11 protein-coding genes are annotated in these 19,757 nt (G+C 57.9%); 8 read left to right on the plus strand and 3 right to left on the minus strand.

The annotated features are described in order from the left end of the window. Nucleotides 1-16 precede the first annotated feature (16 nt). From GT003_RS07815 to GT003_RS07830, 4 genes are all read left to right on the plus strand, one after another. The gene (locus GT003_RS07815) at nt 17-1,630 is read left to right on the plus strand and encodes an ABC transporter substrate-binding protein (RefSeq protein WP_161696139.1); all 1,614 of its coding nucleotides are present in this window, start codon (nt 17-19) and stop codon (nt 1,628-1,630) included. 126 nt (nt 1,631-1,756) lie between these two features. Beyond that, on the plus strand, nt 1,757-3,520 hold the full coding sequence (locus GT003_RS07820) for an alpha-L-fucosidase (RefSeq protein WP_161696141.1): 1,764 nt from the start codon (nt 1,757-1,759) through the stop codon (nt 3,518-3,520). A 71-nt stretch (nt 3,521-3,591) separates the two neighbouring features. Continuing rightward, on the plus strand, nt 3,592-6,249 hold the full coding sequence (locus GT003_RS07825) for a right-handed parallel beta-helix repeat-containing protein (protein ID WP_161696143.1): 2,658 nt from the start codon (nt 3,592-3,594) through the stop codon (nt 6,247-6,249). Between the two features lie 252 nt (nt 6,250-6,501). Beyond that, complete coding sequence (locus tag GT003_RS07830) at nt 6,502-10,485, plus strand: S-layer homology domain-containing protein (RefSeq protein WP_161696145.1); 3,984 nt, start codon at nt 6,502-6,504, stop codon at nt 10,483-10,485. 302 nt (nt 10,486-10,787) lie between these two features. Here the strand turns inward: GT003_RS07830 and GT003_RS07835 are convergent, their stop codons facing one another. Continuing rightward, nucleotides 10,788-11,426 carry an FMN-dependent NADH-azoreductase gene (locus GT003_RS07835; protein WP_161696147.1) on the minus strand — a complete coding sequence of 213 codons (639 nt, stop codon included), beginning with the start codon at nt 11,424-11,426 and terminating at the stop codon, nt 10,788-10,790. Nucleotides 11,427-11,559: 133 nt separating this feature from the next. Between GT003_RS07835 and GT003_RS07840 the strand changes: the two genes are divergently transcribed. Then, the gene (locus tag GT003_RS07840; protein WP_161696149.1) at nt 11,560-11,919 is read left to right on the plus strand and encodes a winged helix-turn-helix transcriptional regulator; all 360 of its coding nucleotides are present in this window, start codon (nt 11,560-11,562) and stop codon (nt 11,917-11,919) included. Nucleotides 11,920-12,326: 407 nt separating this feature from the next. Here GT003_RS07840 and GT003_RS07845 read toward each other — a convergent pair whose 3' ends face one another. Both GT003_RS07845 and GT003_RS07850 read right to left on the minus strand, forming a co-directional pair. Continuing rightward, entirely contained in the window at nt 12,327-14,099 is a 1,773-nt protein-coding gene (locus GT003_RS07845; RefSeq protein WP_161696151.1) for a cache domain-containing sensor histidine kinase, read from the minus strand. A 17-nt stretch (nt 14,100-14,116) separates the two neighbouring features. Continuing rightward, complete coding sequence (locus GT003_RS07850) at nt 14,117-15,784, minus strand: response regulator transcription factor (protein ID WP_161696153.1); 1,668 nt, start codon at nt 15,782-15,784, stop codon at nt 14,117-14,119. A 285-nt stretch (nt 15,785-16,069) separates the two neighbouring features. Here GT003_RS07850 and GT003_RS07855 point away from each other — a divergent pair, with 285 nt between their 5' ends. From GT003_RS07855 to GT003_RS07865, 3 genes are all read left to right on the plus strand, one after another. Further along, the gene (locus GT003_RS07855) at nt 16,070-16,972 is read left to right on the plus strand and encodes an ABC transporter permease (RefSeq protein WP_420831451.1); all 903 of its coding nucleotides are present in this window, start codon (nt 16,070-16,072) and stop codon (nt 16,970-16,972) included. 24 nt (nt 16,973-16,996) lie between these two features. Beyond that, nucleotides 16,997-17,890 (plus strand): carbohydrate ABC transporter permease, encoded by an 894-nt coding sequence (locus tag GT003_RS07860; protein WP_161696157.1) that lies wholly within the window; start codon nt 16,997-16,999, stop codon nt 17,888-17,890. A gap of 153 nt (nt 17,891-18,043) precedes the next feature. Continuing rightward, nucleotides 18,044-19,708 carry an extracellular solute-binding protein gene (locus GT003_RS07865; protein ID WP_161696159.1) on the plus strand — a complete coding sequence of 555 codons (1,665 nt, stop codon included), beginning with the start codon at nt 18,044-18,046 and terminating at the stop codon, nt 19,706-19,708. Nucleotides 19,709-19,757: the final 49 nt, after the last annotated feature.

Genomic DNA, 19,757 nt, shown 5'->3' on the forward strand with positions numbered 1-19,757 from the left:
ATGGGGGGATTAAGAAATGGTTACATCGTCAATGGGCAAAAAAATGTGGGGGTCGGCGCTGGTCGCATGCTTGATGTTCGGTCTCGCGGCTTGCGGAAACAATGGAAACAATTCGAATTCCGGCGATGCAGCGAATGCGGCCAACGCCGATACATCGGGCAACGCGGCAGCTAACGGCAATACTTCCGCCGGCGCGACGAACGGCACGAATGCTTCCGGCGATGCCGCGGATGCATCGAAGCTGGAACCGGTAGATCTGACCTGGTATTATTTGCAGCCCGGCGCACAATCCGATCTGAGCTCGATCGAAGACGCCGTCAACAAGATCACGCAGGCCAAGATCAACGCGACGGTCAAATTAAAGCCGATCGACGGCGGCGAGTATAACCAGCGCATGAACACGGTCGCGGCTTCAGGCGAAGCGTACGATATCGGCTGGACGTCGAACTGGCTGTTCGATTACGTCGGCAATGCCAACAAAGGCGTATTCAAGCCGCTCGACGACCTGCTGGACAAATACGGCGTCGAGCTGAAAGCTTCGCTGCCGGACTTCATGTGGGAGCAAGTGAAAGTAGGCGGCCATATCTACGGCGTGCCGAACTATCAGAGCGTTACCGGCCGCGAAGGCTTCGTCGTGCCGCAGGACATCATCGACAAATACAAGCTGGATCTCTCGACGGTGAAGAAATTCGAAGACATCGCTCCGGCGCTGGACGCGATCAAGAAGGCCGAGCCGAAAATGTCGCCGATCGTCATGGACCGCAACGGCATGTTCGGTTACCTGATCAATTCCCAAGGCATCGATTCGATTCCGGTCACAAGCCAAAACCCGATCGGCTTCTACAATACGGACGACACGGTCAAGCTGTTCAACGTGTATGCTTCCCCTGAATTCAAGCACTACGCCGAAGTCGTTCGCGACTGGTACCAGAAGGGGTACGTCAATGCGGACGCGCCGACGAACAAGTCGGTGGACGACGTCACGAAAGCCGGCCAAGGGTATATTACGTATTCGAACGGCTTGAATCCCGGCTCCGAAGTATCTATGTCGAACAATCGCTACAACGGCAAGCCGGTCGTATTCGCGCCGCTGACCAACTTCCTGATTAGTTCGAACCCGGGCATCGCGACGGTCAATGCCATCAGCGCCAATTCGAAGAACCCCGAGCGCGCCATGATGTTCCTGAACCTCGTCAACACGGACAAGGAACTGTACAACCTCCTGTCGTTCGGCATCGAAGGCAAACACTACGACAAAGTCGGCGACAATACGGTCAAAGTGAAAGAAGACGGCGGCTACGCGAACAACTATCCATGGGTATACGGCGACACGTTCAACGGTTACCTGATGGACGGCCAAGCGGCGGACACGTTCGAAGTCCAGAAGAAGACGAACGCCGAAGCGACACCGACGAAGATCGTCGGCTTCAAATTCGATACGAGCAGCCTGACGGCGGAAATCGCCAACGTGCAGTCCGTTCTCGACGAATACATGCCGGGCCTCAGCACGGGCGCCGTCGATCCTGCCAAGAAACTGCCCGATTTCCTCGACCGTCTGCAAAAAGCGGGCATCGACAAGATCGTCGCCGAAGCGCAGAAGCAAGTGGACGCCTGGAAAGCGAGCAAGTAGTCGCCTTATATTCAGCATGAAAGCAAGCTAAAGCGAGTCAGGAATCATAATCGACAAGGAAGCCATAAACCAGCCTGCCCGGCGACCCTGCCGGACAGGCAAGCTTATGGAGCGGGGGTCAGGGACATGCATTCATCAGCCAGGGAAGCTAGGCTTCAAGCGTGGTACCGCGATGCGCGCATCGGATTGTTCCTTCATTGGGGCATGCGCACCGGCGACTATGACCGGGATCCGTTCGATCCCGGAACGCCCTATGCATACGAGACGGTCGAAGCCTTCGAGCAGGCGGCCGCCGATCATGGCTGGAGCGCGCAGCGGTGGGTTTCCACCGCCGTGCGTCTTCGGGCCAAATACATCACGCTCGCCACGTTTCACTGCGACATGGGTTATCTCAAGATTTGGCCGTCCGACGTGCCGGGCAGCGCGTGCACGAAGCGCGACTATTTGCGCGAGATCATCGATGCCGCCGCGGCGGAGGACATTCGGATCATCATCTACATCAACCGGGATGCGAAGCATGCCCTGCATCACGGCGTGCAGTGGCTTGACCGGGAAGCCTACCGCGCGCACAAAGGCGACGGGGACATCGATATCACGGCGAGGGACGGCTATCTCGATTACAGCAAGGACGTGATCGCGGAGCTGATGGAACGTTACCCGGAGATTGCCGGCTTCTGGTTCGACGGCTATCACGACAAGCTGGAGGCGCAGGACGCGTTCGCATGGATTCACGCCATTCGCGATGACGTCGTGCTGATCAACAACGATTTCAGCCACGGACCTGTAGCGGACGAAGACGCGATGGCGCTGGAGGATTTCGGCAAGCTTTGCTCGCCGGAGTACGACTACGCCAGCGGCACCTGGACCGGGCCGCATGACAAGGAATTCGCGTTCAAAATGAAATGGGACTGGTTTTACCTCGGCGAGGGCAAGCCGGACTGGGGCGCGTACGAGCTCAATTACGCGAACGTCGCCGACGACAGGGAGTTCGTCAAGCGGATCGTGACCATCGCGGGCTCTTCCTGGAACGCGCATCTGGGCTACGGGCCGAAGATCGGCGGCGATTTCCCCGATCTGGTGGAACGCTTCACGGCTCATTTCGAACGGTACCTATCCTGGGCGTCCGAATCGATCTACGGCACGTACGGCGGCGGGTACGACAAAGGCGGCTTCCCGCCGGGCCATTGGGCGGACGGCGCTTACGGCGTCACGACCGTATCCACGGACGGGCGGGCGCATTATATTCACGTGCTTACGCCGCCGGAAGGTTCGGAGCTGCGCCTGCCGGACGCGGGTTATATCGTCGAAGGCGCGGTCGACCTGAAGAGCGGGGACCTCCTGGTTGTCGCGCAGGAAGAGGGCTGGCTGACGTTGAGCGTGCCGTCGTGGTCCGCGGCGGCGGAAGACGGCGACACGGTACTCAAGCTGACCGTCGCCGCGGAGACCCGTCTCGTGCCGCGCCATGAATTGACGGCGAGCTGCAGATGGGAGATGCCGTACGCGCCGGCTTCGAACGTGCTCGATCCGCATTACGACCGATGGTTCAAAGGCGCTGGCGCCACGGTATGGCCGCAGTCGATCGACTTCAAGCTGGCCGCCGCCACGGAAGTCCGCGGGCTCGTCCTGCTGCAGCCGGAATCCGGAGCGGTGCAGAACGGCGGCTACGCGGCGCCGCTCAGCGAACGAATCAAGGCGTACGAAGTTTATGTCAGCGAAGACGGCGCGGATTGGGGCGAGCCGGTCGCGACCGGCGAGCTGCGCAATCAGCGCGGCAAGCAAGCGATCCTGTTTCCGCCGGTTTTGGCATCCTGCATTCGGTTGACGGCCAAGAATAACCACGGGGGGACGGGGACGTTTCAATTGATTTATGCAGACGTGCTGAAGCGCTAGCTTCGGGCATGAAGCGCGTCCGGCATTGCGAAGCCTTTGCCGGGCGCACCATACAATTAGGAGGGATTATGATGGGAATCGGCGTTAAGGGCAAGGAAGTTCGAAGCGAGACAAAGCGCGGCAAGCGCAAGCGCGTTATGGCTGCGTTCTCATCGTTCGCAATCATGACAGCGCTTGCATGCGGCGTCGCGGCGCCGCAGGCCGTTCATGCGGCCTCGAATTATTACGTTGCGCCAAGCGGCAGCGACGGCAATAACGGCACGTCGCTCGGCACGCCGTTCAAGACGATTCAGAAGGCGGCTTCCGTTGCGGCGGCGGGCGATACGGTCTATATCCGCGGGGGAACGTACCGCGAGACGGTAACGCCGGCCAACAGCGGAACGACGGGCAGTCCGATCGAGTACAAGGCATATCAGGGCGAGGACGTGCTGATCTCCGGCCTGGATGCGGTCAATACGAGCTGGACGAACTACACCGGCAATATCTACTATACGAACTACGCGATGGGCATGGGCGACGAGAACGCCGTCTTCGTCGACGGCGGCAGCATGACGTACGCCCGCTGGCCGAACAAGACCGGCGCGAGCCCGATGACGAACGACGGCGCCGCCGTCGGCAGCGGCAGCTTGACGAGCATTGCCGATACGGGGATGCCGAACCAAGCCGCCGGGTGGTATAACGGCGCGATCGTCTGGTCGATCTCCGCCGCCAAATGGACGGCATGGGGAGCGACGGTGACGAGCAGCGGAAGCGGTACCGTCAACTTCGCCATTCCGGGCGACATGGGCGATTATTTGAACCCGGGCGATACGACTCGGGGCGACAAGAACTATTATTATCTGGCCGGCAAGCTCGGACTGCTCGACGCCGAGAAGGAATGGTTCTACGATCCGTCGAACGCCCGCCTGTACCTGTACGCGCCGGGCGGGGCTAGCCCGACCGGCAAGACGGTCGAGGTCAAGGCCAGACGGCAGGCGATCGACCTGACGGGCAAATCGAACATCCGCTTCACGGGCATCGACATCAAGGGGGCGGAGATGAAGATCACCGGCGACAACAACGTGATCGACGGCATGACCGCCTCGTATATTTTCTCTCATAACGCGCGCGGCCTGTATCATACGCATCCGGTTGCGGATGACGGCATTCACATCATGGGCAATAACAATACGGTCAAGAACGGCGATTTCGGCTACAGCGACGGCAACATCTTCCTGCTCGACAAGGGCTCGAACAACGTCATCACGAACAACTATATTCACGACGCAGACCGGAACGGCAATTACGACGCGCCGGTGCGGCTCGAGGATAACGGCTACAACGACCGCAATTATACGACGATTACCTACAACACGATCTACAATACGGGTCGATCGGCAATTCACTTCACGCGGCCGGGTTATTTCGAGCATAACGACGTTTATCGCACGAACATCGTCGCCGACGACGGCGCGCCGGTCTATCTGGGCGGCGACCTGCTGAATTCGACGGTCGCGTACAACGTCATCCACGACATTTACTGGCAGAGCGGAACCAGGACCGGCGTCGTGCCGGCTGTCTATATGGACAACGGGACAGACAATGCGATTGCGCACCATAACGTCATTTACAACATTGGGCAGGACGCGGCGTTCCGGATGAACGCGCCGACGAACGGCGGAAGGTACCTCTACAACAACACGGCTTACAACGTGCCTTCGACGCTCGTGACGATGGCCGGCACGCCGGCGTTCGCGCAGGACAACAACCTGCTCAACGCGGCTTCGTCGAACTTCGCCGATGCGGCCAACCATAATTTCCGCCTCGTGTCCGGTTCGGGCGCCGTCAACGCAGGCTCGGTCCATGCGCCATGGACGAACGGATACGCGGGCGCCGCGCCGGACAAGGGCGCCTACGAATACGGCAGCGCGGACTGGACGGCAGGCGTACAGGGAGGCGGTTCATCCCCGGCCCTTCTCGGCTACGAAGCCGAAATGCCGGCGAATACGCTGGCCGGCGGCGCGTCCGTCGCTGCCTGCGGCGCATGCTCGGGCGGCAATGACGTGAAGAACGTGGGAAATAACGCGGGCACGCTGCAATTCAACAACGTCAATGTCGGCAGCGCGGGTACGCGGACGATGACGATCTCGTACTTAAACGGCGACGTCTCGGCGCGCAGCGCCTTGCTGAGCGTCAACGGCGGCACGGCGATGACGCTGAGCTTCCCGCCGACGGGCAGCTTCGGCACGGTCGGGACGATCGCGGTGAACGTCGCGTTGAACGCGGGCAGCAATACGCTGAAGTTCTACACGAACGCGGCGGGCGTGTGGGCGCCGGATTTTGACCGCATCGCCCTGCAGTCGACGGAACTGGAAGCCGAGGCGCCAGGCAACGCGCTTGCGGGAGGCGCGTCCGTCAACGCATGCGCCGCATGCTCGGGCGGCAGCGACGTGAAGAACGTGGGCAACAACGCGGGCACGCTGCAGTTCAATAACGTGACGATGACGGGCGCCGGAACCCGCACGCTGACGATCGCGTACCTGAACGGCGACGCGACGGCGCGGAGCGCGCTCCTGAGCGTCAACGGCGGCACGGCGACGACGCTGAGTTTCCCGCCGACGGGCAGCTTCGGCACGGTCGGGACGATTACCGTCTCCGTCACGCTGAACGCGGGCGGCAACACGCTGAAGTTCTACACGAACGCGGCGGGCGTATGGGCGCCGGACTTCGATAAAATCACCGTGTATTGATCGCTGGCGAAGCGAGAATGAACGAGCGGCGAACGAGCGGCGAACGAGGGGAAGGACAGGGGGATCGGCCTGACGGCCGGTCCCTTTTGGTGTTTCCCGGTCCGGTTCAAACGCAGGCTCTTCCAACGAATCGTAACTATCCGGTATGCAATTCCAGGCGGATTGGGGTATCGATCGGAACATCGTGTTATATCGCCGCCCATGAAAACGCTTCATAATGAGGGGGATTACATATCGAAGGAGGCGCGGATGATGATGACGCGGCAATTGAAGAAGGCCACTCTGATGGTGTTGCTTGCAGCGCTTGTATTCACGACAGGCTGGCATTCCACCGCAAAGGCGTTTGCGGAAGGCGCGGCCGGACCGCAAAGCTACGAAGCGGAAGCGGCAGGCAACGCGATGACGGGAAACGCGGAGGCAGGCGACTGCGAGGCATGCTCGGGCGGCAAGAAGGTCGGCGGCATGTACCAAGGGAGTTCCTTGCAGTTCAACGATATATCCGCGAGCGAAGCGGGCACGTACACGCTGAAGGTCTACTATATTTCGGGCGACCCCCGTTCGGCGAACGTCAGCGTGAACGGCGCCGACAAGCAGTACGTGGAGTTTCCCAAAACGGCGGATTGGAGCACGGTCGGCAGCTTCGACGTGACGGTCGAGCTCAAGGCCGGCAGCAATACGGTGCTCATCGACGATAACAATTGGTACGCGCCGGATATCGACCGGGTCGAGGTGAGCAGCGGAACGGGCGATCCCGGAGATCCGGGCACGCCGCCGGCCGGGGTCGCGTACGAAGCGGAATCGCCGGACAACGCGCTGGCGGGCAACGCGGAGATCTCCACTTGCGGCGGCTGTTCCGGCGCGAAGAAGGTCGGCAACCTGTACAACGGCAGCTCGCTGCAATTCAACAAGGTCAATGCGGACAAGAGCGGCAGCTATCTCGTCACGGTCTCGTTCATATCCGGCGATCCGCGGGCGTTCTACGTCAGCGTGAACGGCGGCGAAGCCCAGTATTACGATTCGCTGAAGACGGCCGATTGGAATACGGTCGGCACGATTCAACTGCCGGTTACGCTGAACGCCGGCGAGAACACGCTACTCTTCTCCGACGGCAGCAGCTACTCGCCGGACATCGACAAGATTCAAGTAGCGTTAGATGAAGGTACGGGCGGCCCCGTCGACGAGGACGAAGGCAGCATCGGCGATCCGCTCGCGAAGCAGACCTTCGGCACGATCGAGGTGACGCCGCATACGAGCGGTCTGGTCGTCGGCAACGGGCAGTATAACGTGACGTTCCATTCGTCCACGGGCTACCTGGACTATGCCTGGACGAACGGCCAAACGCTGCACGGCGTATACGGATCGGTGAAAATAGGCGACGACACGCTGACGACGAAGAGTTACGGCGCGCACGCCTTCGACACGACGGCGATCAAGCCGCTGCAGGACGAATTCGGAACCGGGATCGAACTGACCTTCATGCATACGGAGGCAGGCAAGCCCGCGCTGAAGCAGGTCTATCAATTCTACGACGGGCAGGCGTACTTCCTGACGAGACTGGACGCGACCGGCGATCAATCAATCAGCACCAACTACATCGCGCCGATCGTCGTCAACCGCACGGGCGGCGTCGACACCGGGCATGATGCGGATAACCGGGCGCTCTCCGTGCCGTTCGATAACGATGCGTGGATTCGCTACAAAGCGCAATCGGTCAACCGGGCAGATGCCAGCTACGAAGTGACGGCCATCTACGACAATGCGTCCCGGAACGGCCTCGTCATCGGCTCGGTTACCCATGATACATGGAAGACGGGCATCGAATGGAAAGGCACGGGAAACAAAATCAATCAGTTCGCGGTGTACGGCGGCGCCTCCTCCACGGTGACGCACGATACGCAGGCGCACGGCAGCATCAGCGGCACGACGGTGTCTTCGCCGACGATCATGGCCGGCGGATTCGCGGATTACCGCACCGGCATGGAGCAGTACGGCGATGCCAACGCGCGGATCGCTCCGCCGCTTCCGCTCGGTCCGGAACTGCCGCAGGGCGTTCCGGTCGGCTGGAACAGCTGGGGCGCGTTCGGCAGCGACTTGAGCTATCAGGACGTGATCGACACGTCCAATTACTTCAAGGAGCACCTGGGCGAGCTCAACAATAACGGCGCCGTTTATATCAATCTGGATTCCTACTGGGACAACCTGACGCAGGAGCAGCTTGGCCAAGCGGTCGCCGCCATCAAGCATAATGGGCAGCAAGCCGGCATTTACTGGGGGCCGTTCGTCTACTGGGGGAACAACATGAGCCAGACGGTCGAGGGGACGAACGGTCAATACACCTACGGCGACATCGTATTGAAGGACCCATCGGGGAACCCGCTGCCGACGCTGGACGGCGCCTATGCGCTGGATCCGACCCATCCCGGCACGAAGCAGCGCATGGACGAGTATTTGAACCGGTTCAAAGGACTGGGCTTCACGTTCATCAAGCTGGATTTCCTGACCCACGGGTCCTTGGAAGGCGTTCACTTCGATTCGAAGGTCACCACGGGCATTCAAGCCTATAACGAGGGCATGAGCTACATGAACGAAGTGCTGGACGGCTCCATGTTCATCAGCGAGTCGATCGCGCCGATCTTCCCGTCGCAGTACGCGAACAGCAGACGGATCTCCTGCGACACGTACGGCGCGATCAACGAATCGGAATACGAGCTCAATTCGCTCACGTACGGCTGGTGGCAGAACGGCACCATTTACGGCTACACGGACCCTGACCATATGGCGCTGACGCGGGCGCGGTCTTTGGAAGAAGCGCGCAGCCGCGTCAACTCGGCCGTCATCTCCGGAACGGTGTTCCTGAATTCCGATGACGTCAACAACGAGACGGCGCAGCAATATATGCAGGAGCTGTATACCAATCCGCGCATCAACCAATTGGCGGTCAAAGGCAAAGCTTTCCAAGCGGTGGAGGGCAATACCGGCGCGAATGCCTCGGATGCGTTCGTGCTGCGGGACGGCAGCGATGCGTATCTGGCCGTCTTCAACTACAATCCGAGCCAAGCCGCCGATAAAACGATCGATCTCGCGCGTGCGGGACTCACGGCAGGCCAATCGTACACGCTGCTCGACCTATGGAGCGGCGATTCGTCCACGTTAAGCAGCGGATCGCTCGCCTTGACGCTCCAGCCTGCCGGCTCGAAGCTGTTCCGATTAACGCCGGTTCCCGTCGTATCGAATCCGGGGTCGGGCAATACGAATCCGGTTCCGCCGGTGACGACCGACCCGAAGGACCGGGCAGAGCAAGACATTGACGGCAAAGCAGGCGGCTCCCTGAGCTTGAAGGGCAGCATCTCGATTCAAGTGCCCGCTGGGGCGTTCGCAGGCACCGGCAAGCTTGCCGTAGTCGTGGTACCGCAAGGCGAGGAGCCGTCGACCGAAGGCTATCAATCGGCCAGCAGGGTCATCGATCTGACGTACAGCCAGGGATCGACGTTCGGTGCGCCGGTTCAGCTCACGTTCGATTATGATGCGAAGGCCGTATCGAACAAGGATGCCAAGCCTGCCGTGTATTACTATAACGAGCAGCAGCAGCGTTGGATCTACGTCGGCGGAACGGCGAACGGCGACGGCACGATCACGGTGTCGGTCAATCATTTTACGAAATACGCCGTATTCGCGTATCAGGGGAAGTCGTTCAACGACTTAGCGTCCCACTGGTCGGCATCCTACGCCGAGCGCTTGATCGGCATGGGGAGCATGAAAGGGTACGAGGACGGGAGCTTCCGTCCGCACGATGCCGTTACCCGCGCGCAATTCGCGGTTATTCTCTCGGGCTCGCTCGACTTAAAGCCGGCCGCGGGAACCGACGGCGCCAAGCCGTTCGCGGATGCGGCCGCGATCCCGGCATGGGCGGCAGCCGGCGTGAAGGCCGCGCAGGAAGCGGGCTTCATGAAGGGCTCGCCGACGGCGGGAGGCACCAGCTTCAACCCTCAGCAGCCGATGACCCGGGCGGAGCTGGCCGTCGTGCTGGCGCAGCTGGCGCTGAAGTCCGACGCATCAACGACTGCCTACCAAGACGCGGCGGCGATCCCGGCTTGGGCGGCGGCAGCCGTCACGAAGCTGCAGCAGTCGAAGCTCATGACAGGTTTCCCGGACCAAACTTTCCGTCCGTCAGCGACCGTGTCGCGCGCAGAAGCGGCCAAGGCCGTGGCCTTGCTGCTTGAAGCGCTGCATATCTAGACTGAGAAAGGGCGGGGAAGTCTCGAATCAAGCCCTTATTCCCGCTGCCGCGTGAACTCGACTGACCTCAAAAATAAAACAGCAGCAGCCAAGGACTCATACGGATTGAGAGACTCCTAACGGAAGGGCAATGCGTGTGACAAGCAAAGGTTCTCAAGGGCTTTTGAGGGAATTTGATCTTCATAGTCCACATTATCCTAAACAATACAAAACCCTCATTGATCTAGATCAATGAGGGTTTTTGGCTTCGCTATTGGTGGATTGGCTCTTATGCATTCCGGCTTGAGAACGTTGCCTACAATTTAGAAACGTTTGGAAACTTCCTTAGCGCGCGCGATTGCTTTTTCTTTAATAGTCGGAGCTTGCGCTTGTGATTTTAGTGCCGTTCCTTCAACAAAAATCGCCTCAATAGATTGAATTCCGTAGAATTGCAAAACCTTATTCATATAGCTGTATCCCATTTCAAGTGGAGCTAAAGGACCTTCCGAATAAACAGAACCACTAGCCTGAATGTGTAAGACTTTCTTGCCGGTCAACAGACCTTCAGGGCCGTTTTCGGTATATTTAAAAGTCTTACCCGGAATCGAAGTCGCATCCGTGTATGCTTTCAAAATCGGCGGGACCGTGAAATTCCACATCGGTGAAACATATACGTACTTATCGGCAGCCACGAATTGATCGACAATTGCCTCAAGGCGAGCCACTTTCGACTTCTCGGCATCCGTCAGTTGATCGAAAGACGAACCCGAACGAAGCTTTTCCCAACCTCGTAAAACATCAGCATCAAATTGCGGAATATTCTCTTTGTACAGATCCAAATGAACAATTTCATCGCCCGGATTTGCCTCGCGGTACGATTCGATAAACGCTTTGCCTACCGCGAGGCTATACGATGATTGAGGATCGAGAGGGTGTGCGGTGATATACAATACGGTTGCCATGAGTCAAAACTTCCCTTCTGTAACAGCATATTTATACTCCCGGGGATAATCATATTACATATACTTACTTATTTTAAGTAGGCACAATAATGTGGTATAGTATTAAAAAGGATACTGTCAGGGAGGCTGAGATATGCGAAAGAACTCTGACCAATGTCAATTCGTCGTAGCATTGGATTCGATCGTCGGCAAATGGAAACCGCTTATTCTTTACCATTTGCTTCAAGGCAAACCTTTGCGCTTCAATGAGCTAAGAAGATTGCTGCCCGATATCACCCAAAGGATGCTTACGCTCCATCTGCGCGAATTGGAAGAGGAAGAGATCGTCAAACGAGTCGTCTATCCGCAAATCCCGCCGAAAGTGGAATACTCCATCACGGAATACGGCACGAGCCTGTCTCCGATTTTGGAAACCTTGCATCAATGGGGTGTGGCCCATGTTGAGCGAAAGCAGCTCAAAAAGGAGAAAAATGAACGAACGGAAACGGACTAGCGTTTGACATTACGCTGTTCCGTTTCATTCTGCTCCGAATTACAATGTAACGAAGCGTTTACGAGGCATGTTTGGCGACGCGTCCTCACAAGCGTAATTGCAAATACGAGGCGCAGCCAAAGCTTTCGGCGCAGTTGCGAACAAACCGCAAAAGGTCCATTCAGGCATAACTCCTGAATGGACCTTTTGCGGTTTCTGCAACATTAGGCCGGGGCGTAATGTTGTTTTGAAAAACACCATTGGAACAAGGAGCGAAGCAAGACGAATGATTCTGGAGAAGCGCCAGCGTTCGCCTTTGTTACCGAATTCCAACCATGTCCAATTGTTCATGGGATCCGGTAACAACAGCGATCGAAAGAACATTCGTCTGCGCAGCGGAACTGTGGAAAAGAACTTGTTTTTCAATCTCACAGCACGCCCCGAGCCGGCAGCCGGATTTGGACGCTCGTCCCGATCCCCAGCCGGCTCGCGATAGACACGCCATAGCCTTCGCCGAACGCGAGCTTGATCCGCTGATCGACGTTCGAGATGCCGTAGCCGATCTCGCCCTTGGCCTGCAGCTTCTCCAGCGTCTCGCGCGTCATGCCCATGCCGTCGTCGACGATGGCCACGATGATGTCGTCGCCGTCCCGGAAAGCCCGGATGATGATGGTGATGCCGCAGTCGTCGTCCCAGATCGCGTGGTTGATGCAGTTCTCCACGAACGGCTGCAGCGCGAGCTTGACCGTATGATGCACGAGCACCGCTTCGTCGACTTGGAAATACACGTGCAGCAGGCCTTCATAGCGGATTTGCTGGATCGACAGGTAATATTTCGTCAGGTTGAGCTCCTCGTTGAGCGAGATCATGTTCTTCCCTTTATTGAGGGATATCCGATAAAATTTCGCCAGATGCGAGACCATATCCTGAATTTTCGGGTCCTTATGCTGCATGGCCAGCGCCGAGATCGAGGCGAGGGTATTGTACAGGAAATGGGGATTGATCTGCGCCTGAAGAATGTCCATCTCCGCTTCCTGCTTGGAAATTTCCTTCTTGTATACCTCGTTGATCAGATTCTTGAGCCGGCCGGCCATCTTATGAAGCGCGAACGACACTTGGCCGATCTCGTCATGTCCCATCGGCATGGTCTCCAGCTCGAAGTCCTCCCGTTCCATGCGGCGGATGCTCTTGAGCAGCGATTCGAACTGTTTCGTCGACAAGCGGGCGACCAGATAAATCAGAATGACGCTGAACAGGATGCAGATGGAGGCCATGACCAGAATCCGGTTGGAGGAGGCGATCGCCGGCGCCATGAAGCCGCTGTAAGGCACGATGGAAACGGTCTTCCAGCCGTTCGAGCTGGTATCGTACACGACGAGCACCTTCTCGCCTTTGTAGGTGCTCTCGAATCGGCCGTTCGCGCCGGACTTGAACTGCCCCGGCAGGAGCCGGCCCAAATCGGTATTCAGCAGGCTTTTGTCCTTGCTGGAGATAATGATGCCGTTCTCGTTCACGATGAAAATATCTTTGTTGCTGTCCTCCTTGCCCATCAGCGCGTAAAGATCGGTTTCCTTCACGTCGATCGTCAGGACGCCGTACGGAAAGTTCAGGCTGTTGTAGTTCAAATAACGGACGAGCGTGAACATCGGCTGCGGCTCGGTCAGCAGCGAGGCGTCCTGGGTGCCGGGCGTAATCGTGAAGATCACGTTGCCGTACGTATGCTGGACTTTGGTAAACCACGGCTGCTGGCGAATGGAATCGTCCAGCTTCTTGATGAACAGATTATCGAGCGGCATCTTCGGATTCGTCGAGTAGATCGCGATGCTGCTGACCTCCGGGTTGGTAGTGAGGACATTGTTCATCACGTTGTCGATATACCGGTAAGCGTCGAGATAATCCGAGTCGCCGTTGTACGCCTTGCTCAAATATTCTTGCAGGGTCGCATCCAGATAGAGCGACGCCGAGATTTTCGAATAGTTGTTCAGCTTGCTCTGCAGGTTGCTCGTGATTTGGGACGTGGCCAGCGTCATGCCGGAATAGGTCTGGTTAATGAGCTGCTCCTTGACCGACTGATACGAATAAGAGACGAAGAACAGCAGCGGGAGAATCGAGACGAGCAGGAACAGACTGAACAATTTGCCCCTCATGCTGAGGTTGAGAAACGGTGCGGTAAGATGGATGAACCATGAGCGCAGCATCATGCGGCAGTTCCTTTCGCCTACAAGTATTTCTTGCGGTATTCGTTGGGCGTGACCCCTTTATGCTTCTGGAAAAGCGAGCAGAAGTAGGACACGTTCTCGTAGCCGGCCGCCCGCGCGACCTCGTGGATTTTGAGCGATCGGTCCTTCAGCAGCTCCGATGCCTGCCCGATCCGCACCTTCGTCAAATATTCCAAGATCGTCTCGCCGGTCTTCTGCTTGAACAAGGTGCGGATGTAGTTCGGCGTCAGATAGACGCGTTCCGCCAGATCGTCGACCGTCAGCGCCTCGCCGTACCGTTCGTGAATCAGCGCGGTGATCTGATGGACGACGTTCAGATTCCTGTCCTGATCTTTCTCGCGAATGACGGCCATGATGCCGCCGGTCCAGGAAAGGAGGTAGGCATGCAGCTGCCCGACCGACTCCGGCTCGGTGATCGTCTTCCAATCGATCGCGAGCGGGCTGGCGCCGCCCGAGGCGCGGTTCTCGAGCAGCGGCGCATAGCGGCGCTCGATTTCGGAGATGACCTGCATGGTGCCGGCGATGATGGCGTCCCTGCTCGTGCGGTTCATGGCGAAATGCCGGAAGTAAGCGCCCAGCACCGCTTCCGCTTCGGCGGAACGGAGATGCGAGACGGCATGGTTCAGCTGCTCGGCGACGTCCATGGCGTGAAGAGCCGAGCCGGGCGCGGCAGGCGCATGGGCGGCATAGCGGATAACGCGTCCCGCTCCGCTGTAGAACTTGTCGCCGTTCGCTTCCCTGGCTTCGCCGAAGCGATCGGGAAGCTCCTCCAGATACCGCCCGAGACGCGAGATGCCGACGGACAGCACGACGCCGAAGCGATTGCCGGTCTCCTCGACGATCTCTTCCATTAACGCCTCCAACCCTTCGTCCTCCGCGTCGTCGTAGAGATAAGAGAGGGTGCAGAAGCGCTGTTCGTCCAACGGCCAGACGTAGGCCGGCGCCTGCATTCCGGCAAGCTTGCCCGCGGTCAGCGAGAGGATCGCTTCCCGATGTCTGCCGGCCGGCGCCGCATGCGCGGCCGCTCCCGTCCCGCCCCCCGGTAAGGACCCTCCGACCGTTCCGTTCAATCCCGCCGATCCCGCCGTCCCGGCCGATGCCTCCCATACGGCCGGATCGAGCGCATCCAAGCTGCAGACCCCGACCCGGTATCGGCCGATCGTCGGCAGCGGATGGGGAAGCATGCCGATGCGCCGGACCCATTCCCGGCGCATCTCTTCGTCCTGCTCGGCGGCGAGGGAACGGACGAGCTTCTCCTTCGTCGCTTCCGACGATTCGGACAGCTGCTTATCCTCCTGGCATTTGAGAATGACCCGCTGCATGAGCTGGGCCAGCTCGGCGGCATCGACCGGCTTGAGCAGATAACCCATCGCCTCGATGGTCAGCGCGGCTTTGATATATTGAAATTCGTCGTGTCCGCTCAGGAAGACGATTTTGACGTTCTTGTCGAGCTGCTTCGCTTTCGAAGCGAATTCCAGGCCGTTCATGATCGGCATGCGGACGTCGGTCAGAATGATGTCGGGCTTGCATGCCTCCATGACTTTAAGCGCGTCCCGTCCGTTCTTGGCCGTGCCCGCCACGACGATGCCCATGTCTTCCCAGCGTATATAATGCGCGATCGCGTTCAGCTCCAGTTTCTCGTCGTCCACAAGCAGAATTTTGTACAAGCGAAGCACGCTCCCATCGTAAAATACATACCGGATTCGGTTGTTTCATTGTAAGATTTGTAACGGTTTTCAACAATATCTCCCGCGGAGATGTGTAGGTTTGCGTCGCGTTTCCGTGAATCGGGTTATGGATGCGCTTCAATCGGCCCACTTATAATGGGGATACGAAATCGAACGCGACATAGGAGCGGCCGTCATTTGAGGAGGAAAGGCATGGAAGCGTACCTAGACAAACAACAGCCTCCCGCAATCGGGGGCAAAGCCAAAGCGCGCAAATGGCGAAAGATGAAGCAGCAAAAATACTTGTATCTGATGATTTTGCCCGCGCTGATCTGCACGATCATCTTCTCATACGGGCCGATGTTCGGCTTGTATATGTCCTTTATCAACTATTCTCCCGGCGGAGGCTCGTTCTTCCACCAGTTCTTTCACAGCAAATTCGTCGGACTCGAATGGTTCGACTACTTCTTCACGAACGGCGATTTCTACAGGGTCATGCGCAACACGCTCGCCCAGAGCTTGCTGTCGCTGCTGATCGGTTTCCCGGCTCCGATCATTCTCGCGATCATGATCAACGAGGTCGGCCGCGGCATGTTCAAGCGCATCGTCCAAACGGTTTCGTACCTGCCGCATTTCGTCTCCTGGGTAATCGCGGCGAACATCATCGTCACCGTGCTGTCGTCCGGCGGCGTGATCAATGAAATCCTGCAGTCGCTGCACTTCATCGACAAGCCGATCACCTTCCTGCAGAACGGCCATATGTTCTGGTGGATCATCGCCTTCTCGAACACGTGGAAAGACATGGGCTTCAACGCCATTATCTATTTGGCGGCCATCGCGGGCATCAATCCGGAGCTGTACGAAGCGGCCCGGGTGGACGGCGCGAACCGCTGGCGGCAGATGTGGAACGTGACGCTGCCTTCGCTCAAGCCGACGATCGTCATTCTATCGATTCTTGCCGTCGGCAACGTGCTGAACGCGGGCTTCGACCAGCAGTACCTGCTGCAGAACACGACCGTGCTTGAATACTCGGATGTCATCGACACTTATACGTACCGGTACGGCTTGCAGAACGGCATGTTCTCGTACGGCGCGGCCGTCGGATTGTTCAAATCGGTGGTTGCCTTCGTCCTGGTCGTTCTCGTGAACGCTTGGTCCAAGAAGGTCAACCAGCAATCCCTGTATTAATTCACCGGAAAGGAGGACGAAGACTTGACAGCATCCAAGAGCTACAGCGATCGCATCTATCTGACATGCGTATACGTATTTCTGACTTTCGTGTTCGCGATCACGTTTTATCCCTTCTGGAATATTCTCGTGCTGTCCTTGAACAGCGCGGACGATTCGGTCAGGGGCGGCATCTACTTATGGCCCCGCGCCATCAACTTCGACAGCTACAAGCAAATCTTGCAGGACGCGGAAATCCTGAACGGGCTCAAAGTGACCGTGCTGCGAACATTGATCGGCACGCCGCTCGCGCTGGCCGTCATCAGCCTGCTGGCCTTCGCGCTCAGCAAACGGGACCTGGTATACGGAAGAACCATCACGCTGTTCTTCATCTTCACGATGTATTTCGGCGGCGGCTTGATTCCGTACTACATGATTCTGAAGAACGTGCATCTCATCGACTCCTTCATGGTGTACATCTTCCCGAATCTGATGAACGTGTTCTTCGTGATCATCGTGAGGACGTTCATGCAGGAGCTGCCGCTCGAAGTGGAAGAGTCGGCCAAGATGGACGGCGCGAACGACGTACAGATCTACTGGCGGATCATCCTCCCGATCTGCGTGCCCGTACTGGTCACGATCGGCTTGTTCTCGGCCATCAACCATTGGAATTCCTGGTTCGACTCCTACGTGTTCACGTACAAACCGAACCTGAAGACGCTGCAAGCCGTGCTCGTGAAGATTCTCAATCAATACCAAACGGAATCTTTCACGTCAAGCGCCAACCAGATGGCAGATTCCGCCAAACGCAATGCCGTCTCGTCGGATACGATCCGGATGGCCGCGACGATGGTGGCGACGCTGCCGATCATCATGGTCTATCCGTTCCTGCAGCGGTACTTCGTGAAGGGCATGACGCTCGGCGCGGTCAAGAGCTAAGAGGGTGGATATAGGCCGGCTTCCCCGGAGGCCCTGAAACATTTCCAGCATTCGAACATTAAAGGAGGTGAGCGTTCCCCGCTCCAACGGAGCCGTCTTGCACGCCGGAATTTAAGTATGGTAGTATACAATTCTCACAGGGGGTTTTCTCACATGCCAGGATTCAAAAAATGGGGCACGCTGTCCCTTAGCCTCGCCTTGGTCGCCTCGATCGCGGCCGGCTGCGGAAGCAACAACGGCAACAACGGCAATAACGCGAATCAAGCGTCCGACGCAGGGTCGTCGAACAACGCCAGCGCATCGAACGATGCGGCGGGCAACAAGCCGGCTGAAGATTTGTCGCCGCTCAAGATTACGTTTTTCGATAAAAATACTGGTGACGCTTTCACCAACGACGTCGCCAAAGAAATCACGAAGCGCACGGGCATCACGGTCGAAATCCAGCAGCCGACGGGCAATCCGACGGAGAAGCTGAACCTCATGCTCGCCAGCGACGACCTGCCGGACATCGTGCTGATGGATCGCAGCGGCGACGTCGTGAACAAATACATCTCGACGGGCGCGCTTATTCCGCTCAACGACCTCATCGACAAGTACGGTCCCGACGTGACGAAAATGTACGGGGACACGTTGAACAAAACCCGCTACACGGACGGCAAAAACTACTATTTGTCCAACTGGTACGGGATGTCGGAAGGCGAGCCGGTATTCGGCTTCAACCTGAAGATGGACTTCCTGAAGGAGCTGGCGCCGGACAAGGCGGCAGGCGGGCAGCCGTTCACGGCCGACGAGTTCGAGCAGCTGCTGAAGGATTTCAAAGCGAAGTACCCGACGGTCAATGGAAAACCGACGACGGCCCTGACGATGGACGGCTCCAACATGGGCGCTGTAACGGGCACGTTCAAGGGCATGTTCGGCATGAAGACGTACTATGAGACGGACGGCAAGCTGCAGTACGACGTGGAAGATCCGAAGTACAAAGAAATGATCCTCTATATGAACAAGCTGTACTCGGAAGGGCTTATCGATACGGATTGGGCGATCAACAAGAAGGAATCCTGGCTGCAGAAGCTGTCTTCGGGCACCGTATTCGGCACGACGGGCGCTTACTGGGATCTGGGAACGGCGAACACGGCGCTCAAGAAAGACGGCGGCGAAGAGAAGCAGTTCTTCGACTATAAAGTCGTCGGTCCCGGCGTAGATCCGGCCAAGACGACCTACGGTCCGCAGGGCTCCCTCGGCTGGGATGCGATCGGCATCACGAAGGCCAACAAGAATCCGGAGCGCACGATGCAGTTCATCAATTTCCTGGCGAGCGAAGAAGGCCAGTACCTGCTGCAATGGGGCGTGGAAGGCAAGCACTGGGACATGGTGGACGGCAAGCACGTGCCGAAGCCGGAAGTGCTGAAGGGCTTCAAGGACGACTGGAACAACTACACCAAGACGACGGGTATCCGCAAATGGACCTGGTTCATCAAAGCGGGCAAAGGCTCGGACGGCACCGTGTACGACCTGGCAGGCCGTTATGAGCGCAGCGAAATCGACAAGATGGCCATCAAGAACTTGGGCGATTCCGTATGGAACACCGATACGTACGACAATCTCGGCCCGCAGGGCGGTACGCCGGAAGCGCTCATCTCGCAGAAGGTCAGCGACACGATGACGCAGAACATCACGAAAGCCATCATCGCCAAAACGCCGGAAGAAGCCGGCAAAGTGTTCGACAAGATGCTGGCCGACATGAAAGCGGCAGGCAGCGAGAAAGTCGAGAAGATCATCAACGACAACTACCAGGCACGACTGGCGCTTTGGAAATAATCATCATGACGAGAGGAGGTCGGCCGAACAGGGCCGGCCTCTTTGTCTC

It is taken from the genome of Paenibacillus sacheonensis (assembly GCF_009909195.1).
Classification (GTDB): Bacteria; Bacillota; Bacilli; order Paenibacillales; family Paenibacillaceae; genus Paenibacillus_Z; species Paenibacillus_Z sacheonensis.

Coding starts and splice junctions, on each gene's coding strand:
- GT003_RS07815 (WP_161696139.1), top strand. CDS start 17: ATGGTTACATCGTCAATGGGCAAAAAAATGTGGGGGTCGGCGCTGGTC.
- GT003_RS07820 (WP_161696141.1), top strand. CDS start 1,757: ATGCATTCATCAGCCAGGGAAGCTAGGCTTCAAGCGTGGTACCGCGAT.
- GT003_RS07825 (WP_161696143.1), top strand. CDS start 3,592: ATGGGAATCGGCGTTAAGGGCAAGGAAGTTCGAAGCGAGACAAAGCGC.
- GT003_RS07830 (WP_161696145.1), top strand. CDS start 6,502: ATGATGACGCGGCAATTGAAGAAGGCCACTCTGATGGTGTTGCTTGCA.
- GT003_RS07835 (WP_161696147.1), bottom strand. CDS start 11,426: ATGGCAACCGTATTGTATATCACCGCACACCCTCTCGATCCTCAATCA.
- GT003_RS07840 (WP_161696149.1), top strand. CDS start 11,560: ATGCGAAAGAACTCTGACCAATGTCAATTCGTCGTAGCATTGGATTCG.
- GT003_RS07845 (WP_161696151.1), bottom strand. CDS start 14,099: ATGATGCTGCGCTCATGGTTCATCCATCTTACCGCACCGTTTCTCAAC.
- GT003_RS07855 (WP_420831451.1), top strand. CDS start 16,070: ATGAAGCAGCAAAAATACTTGTATCTGATGATTTTGCCCGCGCTGATC.
- GT003_RS07865 (WP_161696159.1), top strand. CDS start 18,044: ATGCCAGGATTCAAAAAATGGGGCACGCTGTCCCTTAGCCTCGCCTTG.